The organism is Gilliamella sp. Nev5-1 (assembly GCF_001690895.1).
In the GTDB taxonomy this organism is placed as follows: Bacteria; Pseudomonadota; Gammaproteobacteria; order Enterobacterales; family Orbaceae; genus Gilliamella; species Gilliamella apicola_C.
This window is the reverse complement of sequence record NZ_LZHO01000040.1, coordinates 32,555-39,981: the sequence shown is the minus strand read 5'-3', so window position 1 is coordinate 39,981 and position 7,427 is coordinate 32,555. Positions and strand designations below refer to the sequence as shown.

General features: G+C 37.6%; 4 protein-coding genes and 1 pseudogene. 1 reads left to right on the top strand and 4 read right to left on the bottom strand.

Translation table 11 applies throughout. From position 1 onward, the window contains the following. Nucleotides 1-1,253, top strand: a pseudogene (locus A9G41_RS06225) (IS1182 family transposase); the annotation flags it as partial. 47 nt (nucleotides 1,254-1,300) lie between these two features. Here the strand turns inward: A9G41_RS06225 and gyrB are convergent. The 4 genes from gyrB to dnaA are packed head-to-tail and all read right to left on the bottom strand — an operon-like array spanning nucleotide 1,301 to nucleotide 7,352. After that, the gene (gyrB, locus tag A9G41_RS06220) at nucleotides 1,301-3,712 is read right to left on the bottom strand and encodes a DNA topoisomerase (ATP-hydrolyzing) subunit B (RefSeq protein WP_075539451.1); all 2,412 of its coding nucleotides are present in this window, start codon (nucleotides 3,710-3,712) and stop codon (nucleotides 1,301-1,303) included. A 42-nt stretch (nucleotides 3,713-3,754) separates the two neighbouring features. Then, nucleotides 3,755-4,828, bottom strand: coding sequence for a DNA replication/repair protein RecF (gene recF / locus A9G41_RS06215; protein WP_065582124.1), 1,074 nt, complete (start codon nucleotides 4,826-4,828; stop codon nucleotides 3,755-3,757). Nucleotides 4,829-4,874: 46 nt separating this feature from the next. Beyond that, a complete protein-coding gene (gene dnaN, locus A9G41_RS06210; RefSeq protein ID WP_065582125.1) occupies nucleotides 4,875-5,978 on the bottom strand; it encodes a DNA polymerase III subunit beta in 1,104 nt (367 codons plus the stop codon). A 15-nt stretch (nucleotides 5,979-5,993) separates the two neighbouring features. Then, nucleotides 5,994-7,352 (bottom strand): chromosomal replication initiator protein DnaA, encoded by a 1,359-nt coding sequence (dnaA, locus tag A9G41_RS06205; protein WP_065582126.1) that lies wholly within the window; start codon nucleotides 7,350-7,352, stop codon nucleotides 5,994-5,996. Between the last annotated feature and the right edge of the window lie 75 nt (nucleotides 7,353-7,427).

The window sequence follows — 7,427 nt, the reverse complement described above, 5'->3', positions numbered from 1 at the left end:
TATCTTTTCGGTATCCCCAGTGAACGTCGTCTGGTTCAGGAAATTCAGGTCAATTTAGCTTACCGCTGGTTTCTGGGAATGGGATTAACCGAAAAAGTGATTGACGCCTCAACACTTAGTCAAAATCGTCGCCGTCGGTTTAATGACAGTGAAATCTATCAACAGATTTTTGATAATATTGTTGAGCAGGCCATTGCCAAAGGGTTGATAAGTGGTCGGGTTTTATATACGGACAGTACTCACCTAAAAGCAAATGCCAATAAAGGCAAAGCAGGTAATGAGCAGCGTATTGTTGAGCCCAGTCAATATATTGATGCGCTTAATCAAGCCATCAACGCAGAAAGAGAATTAAACGGAAAAAAGCCTTAAAGCCATCGACGGTAGAGAAATACAAGGAGGTTAAAGTCAGTACAACAGATCCGGACAGTGGCTTTATGCATCGGGAAGGCAAGCCTAAAGGGTTCTTCTACTTAGATCACCGAACGGTTGATGGCAAACATAATTTAATTACCGATACCTATGTCACAGCTGGAAATATCCATGATTCCCAGCCTTACATGGCTCGATTAAAACGCCAGCTAGAGCGGTTTGGCTTTAATCCGGTTGGTGTCGGTCTTGATGCGGGTTATTTTACGGCTCCCATTTGCCATTTACTGCTGGCAGAGCAGATATATCCGGTGTTGGGTTATCGCCGCCCCACCCATGGTGCGAATCCCATCAGAAAAAAGCAGTTTATTTATAACAGTCAAAACGATACTTATACTTGCCCAAACGGGCAAACATTAATATATAAAACTACCAGCAGGGAAGGTTATCGTCATTATCATTCTGATGCAACAACCTGCAAAATCTGTCCGTTATTGTCACAGTGTACACAGAGTAAAAATACACAGAAAGTCATCACACGGCATATCTGGGAAGCGGATAAAGAGAAAGCCAACGAGATTCGTTTAAGTCAGTGGGGTAAAAAAGTCTATGCTCGGCGAAAAGAAACGATAGAGCGCAGCTTTGCTGATGCTAAACAACATCACGGACATCGCTATGCACGATTTAGAGGAAGAGCGCAGGTTCAAATGCAGTGTTTATTGGCCGCAACGGCTCAAAATATCAAGAAAATAGCGATAAAGCTATTTTTGTTACGTTTTTTTAAGCTATTTTTTAATTTATTTAATAAAATCCAAATTAAAAATCCTATTTATGGTTTAAATAAAAAAATAAACCCCGAATTATATCGAGGTTTGTCATCAATCTGACCAGACATGCGTCTGGTTTTTCTGTTGGTTTTTTATAGCAGTAATATTTAGAAATCTAAATTAGCTGCTTTAAGGGCATTTTCTTCAATGAATAATCGTCGAGGTTCAACTTCATCGCCCATAAGGGTTGTAAATAATTGATCTGCTTCAATTGCATCTTTGATGGTGACTTGTAACATACGGCGACTGGTTGGATCCATGGTGGTTTCCCATAATTGTTCAGGGTTCATTTCGCCAAGACCTTTATAACGCTGAATAGTTAAGCCACGACGAGACTCTTTAATTAACCAATCAACGGCTTCTTCAAAAGATTCAACTGGCTGTTTACGCTCACCGCGTTGAATAAAGGCACTCTCTTCCAGCAGATCTTTTAATTGTGCGCCAAGGTGGCAGATATTACGGTATTCATTGCTATGGATAAAGACTTGATCTAATGGATAATGTGTATCAACACCATGGGTTCTGATTTTAATGATTGGCACATATAATTGTGTTTTTTCATTATATTCAGTTGAATACAGGTAGCTGCTGCCATGTTGCTCTTTGTTCGATAATTTTTCAACAATGGTTTTTGCCCAATTTTCAGCCTGCTGATGGTTTTGTAAAATACTTTCGTTTAATACGTCATGATAAACCAATTCAGAAAGTAGCGCTTTAGGGTAACGACGCTCCATTTTGGTAATCAGTTTTTCGACTTTTTGATATTCAGCAATGAGTCTTTCTAACGCTTCGCCTGCAAGTGCAGGGGCATGGTCATTAACATGTAATGAGGCATCTTCAAGGGCTAAAGCAATTTGAAACTGCGTCATTGCTTCATCATCTTTGATGTATTGCTCTTGCTTGCCTTTTTTGACTTTATATAAAGGCGGTTGTGCAATATAAACATAGCCACGCTCTATGATTTCTGGCATTTGGCGATAAAAGAACGTTAGTAATAGAGTACGAATATGTGATCCATCGACATCGGCATCGGTCATGATAATAATGCTATGGTAACGCATTTTATCTGGATTATATTCATCACGGCCAATACCACAACCTAATGCAGTAATTAACGTTCCCACTTCTTGCGATGAAAGCATTTTATCAAAACGGGCTTTTTCGACGTTCAATATCTTACCTTTTAGCGGTAAAATTGCTTGATTTTTGCGGTTGCGTCCTTGTTTGGCCGAGCCACCCGCAGAGTCCCCTTCCACTAGGTAGAGTTCAGATAGCGCTGGGTCTTTTTCTTGGCAATCGGCAAGTTTACCCGGTAGTCCACCTAAATCTAAAGCGCCTTTACGGCGTGTCATTTCTCGCGCTTTACGAGCGGCTTCTCGCGCTCTTGCTGCGTCAATAATTTTTCCGACGACAATCTTGGCATCGCTTGGGTTTTCAAGAAGATATTCTGCTAATTTTTCACCCATGACGGATTCAACCGCAGATTTAACTTCTGATGAGACTAATTTGTCTTTGGTTTGTGATGAGAATTTAGGATCTGGGACTTTAACTGATACAACCGCGATGAGACCTTCACGCGCATCATCGCCTGTGGCACTAATTTTCGCTTTTTTGCTGTACCCTTCAGATTCCATATAATTGTTTAATGTGCGCGTCATTGCACCACGGAAACCAGCTAAATGCGTTCCCCCATCTCGTTGAGGAATATTATTAGTAAAACAGTAGATATTTTCTTGATAGCCATCGTTCCATTGCAATGCAATTTCGACACCAATGTTATCTTTTTCAGTACTAAAATAGAATATTTTCGGATGAATAGGGTTTTTATTTTTATTTAAGTATTCAACAAAAGCTTGAATACCACCTTCATAATGATAATGCTCACTTTTGCCTGTTCGCTCATCAAGTAATCTTATTGATACACCTGAGTTTAAGAACGATAATTCACGTAGTCGTTTCGCTAATATTTCATAAACAAATTCAATATTAGTAAATGTTTCAGGGCTTGGCCAGAAACGGACATAGGTTCCTGACTCAGTGGTTTCGTCAATAACTTTAAGAGGGGCTTGTGGTACGCCTAATTGATAAATTTGTTGGTAAATTTTCCCTTCACGGTAAATAACTAATTCTAATTTATCTGATAAAGCGTTAACCACTGAAACGCCAACGCCATGCAGGCCACCAGAGACTTTATATGAGTTGTCATCGAATTTACCACCAGCATGTAATACAGTCATGATAACTTCAGCCGCTGAAACACCTTCTTCCTCATGGATTCCAGTTGGAATGCCACGACCATCGTCACGCACAGAAACGGAGTTATCAGGATGGATAGTGACTTCAATATGGCGACAATAACCCGCTAATGCTTCATCAATGGCATTGTCTACCACTTCAAAAACCATATGGTGAAGTCCTGTGCCATCATCAGTATCACCAATATACATACCTGGACGTTTACGGACAGCATCAAGTCCTTTGAGTACTTTAATGCTAGAAGAATCATAAGAATTAGACATGGATTTCTCGACTTAATTGATTGTTTATATCATTCTATAAATTTACGAAATTATACCAGATTTTATGTGAAAAATCTTATCATTTTCATCGATCATATGGGTAATTTGTTCTTGGTTAACTGCGGTAATAAATACTTGTGAATTGGCTAATTTTAAACGTTTGGCTAATAACTCTCGTTTGTGGTTATCTAATTCAGAGGCAAAATCATCAATTAGGTAAACACAAGATTGAGTATTTTGCTTTGAATAATATTCGCCTTGAGCTAAACGTAAAGCGCACATTAATAACTTTAATTGACCGCGGGATAATAAGTCTTCAACAGGAATATTGCTGACACGTAACCGAATATCAGCTTTATGTGGCCCTACTGATGTGTAGTTAAGCAGCTTGTCTCGTTCGTAGTGCTTGTTTAATATTTCAGCATAATCAGTGTCATGTTCCCAACCTTGATAATAGTGGCAACTAAGGTGATATTCAGGTAAAAAGTCCATGCAAGTTTGAATAATTTCAGGAAAAATTTGTTGCGAATAATTTGCCCTAATGTTGCTAATCTTTTCAGCAATAGGTACGATTTGTTTATCCCAATGTAATAATTGATTATAATTCTGGGATTGCTTTAATAATGCATTTCGCTGTTTAAATAGTCGCTTTAAATTATTCCATAAATAAACAAATTCAGGATAATGATGGAAGCATCCCCAATCAATAAATGCACGACGATATTTGGGCCCCCCTGTCAATAAATCAAACCCTTCTGGTGTGATTAATTGAATGGGTAATAATTTGGCTAAATCGGTTAATCGAAAGCCTTCATCACCATCTATTTTGATTTTATTATTGCTATTACGTGATTTTGCAAGACCAATTGAATGAACCTGTTGGTTGGTGTTTTTTATTTCACTAAATAACACAAGTTCAGGTTGCTCTTGCTGGATAATTCGATTGGATTGTGTATGTCTAAATGCACGCCCGTGGCCAAGCATGTAAATAGCTTCAAGCAAGCTGGTTTTCCCACTTCCATTGTCACCAACAATAAAGTTAAAGTGTGGCGATAAAGACAGTTGTGCATAAGCAATATTACGGAAATGATGAACTTGGATTTTTGAAAGAGTCATATGCTTATATTATTCCGGCCGAAACCGGAAAGTTAGATGTGGTTGATTATAAGCGCATTGGCATAACAACATAAGTGGCGGATTGATTATTAATATCTTCAATTTGTACACTGGATGTTGCATCAGTTAATAACAGTTGTACGCTATCACATTTCAATGTGTTTAATATATCAAGTAAATAGGTTACATTAAAGCCAATTTCAAGCTCTGATGATGCATATTTGACGTCAATGACTTCTTCTGCTTCTTCTTGTTCGGGGTTATTTGCCGTAATTTTTATTTGATTGTTATGGACATGAAGCCTAATTCCACGGAATTTTTCATTAGATAAGATCGCAACACGTGATAAGGCGTTTCTAAGCTCATCACAGGATACTTCAAGTGGTTTATCGGGATTGCGTGGTAATACGCGTTTGTAATCGGGGAATCTTCCATCAATCAGTTTTGATGTGAAAGTGAAGTCACCAAGGTTAACACGCAAATTATTATTACCAATTTGCATAGTGATTAATTCGTCGTTATCACTAACCAGTTTAGCAAGCTCAAGCACCCCTTTTCTTGGTAAAATGACCGAACAAGAAGTTTTAGTATCTTGCTCAATAGGCTGTGCACATAAAGCTAATCGATGCCCATCTGTTGCAACTGATTTTAATAATCCATCTTCAATTTCAAATAACATACCATTTAAGTAATATCTTACATCTTGGTTAGCCATAGAAAATTGAACAGCATCAATTAGCCGTTTTATAGTTTTTTGTGGAACGGAAAGATCAATATCACTTTGCCAGTTTTCTAAATTAGGAAAATCGCTAGCGGGCAGTGTGGATAAAGAAAATTTACTACGACCTGATTGAATCATCAATCGATTATCATCGACACTTATTGAAATTTGAGCATTATTAGGTAGGTTTCGGCAAATATCAAGAAATTTCCTAGCTGGCACGGTTGTTGCACCAGGTTCACTTAGTTCAACTAATGGTATATGCGATATCATCTCTATTTCAAGATCAGTTCCCGTCATTGATAGCGTGTTATCGCTCACCTGTAATAGTAAATTACCCAAAATAGGTAGTGTAGGGCGACTACTCAAAGGTGCACTGACAAGCTGCAATGGTTTAATCAGTTTTTCACGATCGATAATAAATTTCATAGTATTGATTCTTTGTTAAGTTGATAAAGTTCGAATTAAATTGGAGTAATCTTCTTTTATATTATTACTTTCTTCTTTTAATTCTGCAATCTTTCTACATGCATGCAATACCGTTGTGTGATCTCTGCCACCAAAGCCATCACCGATTTCAGGCAGGCTTTTATTAGTAAGCTCTTTTGCAAGCGCCATAGCGACCTGCCTTGGTCTTGCAACAGAACGAGAACGGCGTTTAGAAAGTAAATCTGATACTTTAATTTTATAATATTCGGCAACCGTCTTTTGTATATTTTCAATAGTAACCAGTTTTTCTTGTAAAGCTAGCAAATCTTTTAAGGCATCTTTAACAAAATCAATGGTAATAGCTTTCCCCGTAAAATTAGCATTAGCGATGACTCGGTTAAGTGCCCCTTCTAACTCACGAACATTGGAACGTAATCGTTTAGCAATAAAAAAAGCGACTTCTTCGGGCAATTTTATTTTATTTTCTTCTGCTTTTTTCATTAAAATTGCCACTCGAGTTTCAAGCTCGGGCGGTTCTATTGCGATGGTTAACCCCCAGCCAAAACGCGATTTTAAGCGATCTTCAACGCCATTAATTTCTTTTGGATAACGATCAGAGGTTAAGATAATTTGTTGGTTGCCTTCTAATAAAGAGTTAAATGTGTGAAAAAATTCTTCTTGCGATCGCTCTTTATTTGCAAAAAATTGGATATCATCAATAAGTAATGCATCGACTGAGCGATAATAATTTTTAAACTCTTCAATCGCATTATTTTGTAGCGCTTTTACCATATCTTGCACAAAGCGTTCTGAATGCATATAGACAACTTTGGCATTGTTTTTTTCTGCCATTATTTGATTACCAACTGCATGTAATAAGTGCGTTTTACCTAAACCGGTAGAACCATATAAAAACAAAGGGTTATAAGCTTTGCCTGGATTTTCAGCGACTTGTTTGGCTGCGGCCACTGCAAGCTGATTTGATTTACCCTCAACAAAGCTATCGAAAGTATGTTTATGGTTGATACCTGAATGGTAGACATGATTATTCTTTGTTTCCTTTGTCGTTTTCCAAGCAGGCACAACATCTGCTTTACGTTGGCTACTTTGGGCTTTTTTATCAGTGGATATGGTTGAGCCAACTTCAAGAAATAATTTTAGAGAATCATCATTAAAAAGTTTATTTAATAATTGGTTAATGGTGGGTAAATATTTATTTTTTACCCAATCTAGGACAAACCTATTTGGCGCATAAATATAGAGTTTATTATCGACCATTTCCGCTTGCAACGGGCGAATCCATAAATTGAATTCCGTTGTAGGGATTTCTTCTTGTAATTGCGAAAGGCAATCTTGCCAAATAGCGGTAGGCACGGCAACTCCTTCAACTTTTCTTACTAACAATATCGTAAAGCATTATAATCTTTTTTGTGGATAATTTGTAGTTCT